The following is a 1,612-nucleotide window of genomic DNA, read 5'->3' as shown; positions in this document are numbered from 1 at the left end:
CCTTGACTGCCGCCAAGTCCATGATCGCCGGGGCGGAGGGGTGGGGGCTGATCGCCGGGGGCGGAGGGGCGGGGTGTCGGGGTGGTGGCTTGTTGTCGGGGGGGTTGGCGTGAGCTGGGTCGCCGTTGAGCGGGGGGAGGGCATGTCCGGAATGACGGACACGCCGAGCTGGTTGTCGTTCCCGTACGGCCGCCGGCCAAACCCTTGCCGGCAGCAAGTCCCCCGGTAGGGCGTCCACCGTCGGGCGCGTCGCAACGATCGAAAGGGCCACCATCGTGAAGCTGGACTTCACCCGATGGCTCCCCGCCATCGCCACGACCCCGTACCGCAAGACCGTGCTGTCCGTCGCCGGCGTGGCCGCCCTCGGCGGGCTGGCGCTCGGACCCTCGGCCGTCGCCGCCCCGCTCACCGCCACCCCGCACGCCGGGGCGGTGGCCGCCATCGACCTGGCCACCGGCGCGAACCGGGCATCCGGTACGCCGGAGTCCGGCCTGACCACCGGCGCGTGGCAGACCGGCAGCATCCGGAGCGAGTCGGCCAAACCGACCCGGGACGAGCTGATCCCGCACGGCGTCGAGGGCGCCCAGTCGCGCGTCCCGCTCGACGACGCCCAGACCGACAACGCCCGGACCATCATCGAGACGGCCAAGAAGACCGGCGTGGGGGAGCGCGGCGCCGTGATCGGCATCGCCACCTCCCTGCAGGAGTCGAAGCTCTACAACCTCGGCCACCTCGGCGCCTACAACGACCACGACTCGCAGGGTCTGTTCCAGCAGCGCCCGTCGTCCGGTTGGGGCACGGTCGACCAGATCACCGACCCCGAGTACTCCTCGACCGCCTTCTTCGACGCGCTGAAGAACGTGGGCGGTTGGCGGGACCTGTCGCTGACCACCGCCGCGCAGACCGTGCAGGTCTCGGCCTACCCGTACGCCTACGCTCAGTGGGAGGAGCAGGCCGCGGACATCGTCCACCAGCTCTGGTGACCACCCGGCGGTGGGGAGCGGACGGCCAGGTGCCGACCGTTCCCCACCGCCGTCTCCGCCCCGGCGCTGCGGCGTCGGAGCCCAGGACCTCCCCGATCGGCCCCGGTGTCCGGTTCGGCGGTGTGGTCGGGGGCACCCGTCGGCTGGAATGGCGGTGGGGGTGGGGTCGTCGTACCTGGCGTACGACCGAGCAGGGCACCCCTTCTCGCCTGGCGGGGTGGGGGCCGGGCCGCCGGAATGATGGTGGCCGGCCGGTCGTTACATCTGGGCCCGGCGTGGTGAGCCGCCCCGCGAGTTCCCGCGCTGGTTTCTTTCCCCCCTTTGGACTTCAGTGAGCGCCCCTGACGGTGCTCGTGCGCCCGCGTCCCCTGGTGTGGGTGTCGATCCCCCGAATGGAGCTGGTCATGAACTCGATTATTCGTCGGAGTGTGTTGGGTGTTGCTGGTCTGGCTGTCGCCGGTGGTCTGGCGGCGGGTCCGCTGAACCATGGTCCGCTGAACCATCAGGACGCGGCCCCGGTGACCGGGGTGAGCGCTGTGGCGATGCAGGAGAGTGCGCCGGACACGGCGACGTTGCTGCCGCATGGTGAGCCGGCGGGTCAGTCGCGGATCGACCTGAACGAGGAGCAG

1 protein-coding gene and 1 pseudogene are annotated in these 1,612 nt (G+C 71.5%); both read left to right on the top strand.

Features of this window, described 5'->3' with window-relative positions; all coding sequences use genetic code 11:
• Window positions 1-275 precede the first annotated feature (275 nt).
• Window positions 276-983, top strand: coding sequence for a hypothetical protein (locus AWW66_RS32130; RefSeq protein WP_067374589.1), 708 nt, complete (start codon window positions 276-278; stop codon window positions 981-983).
• A gap of 392 nt (window positions 984-1,375) precedes the next feature.
• A pseudogene (locus tag AWW66_RS34160) lies at window positions 1,376-1,612 on the top strand (hypothetical protein); the annotation flags it as partial.

The sequence above is a fragment of the Micromonospora rosaria genome (assembly GCF_001567585.1).
GTDB classification, from domain to species: Bacteria; Actinomycetota; Actinomycetes; order Mycobacteriales; family Micromonosporaceae; genus Micromonospora; species Micromonospora rosaria.
This window is presented reverse-complemented; position numbering and strand designations above follow the sequence as displayed.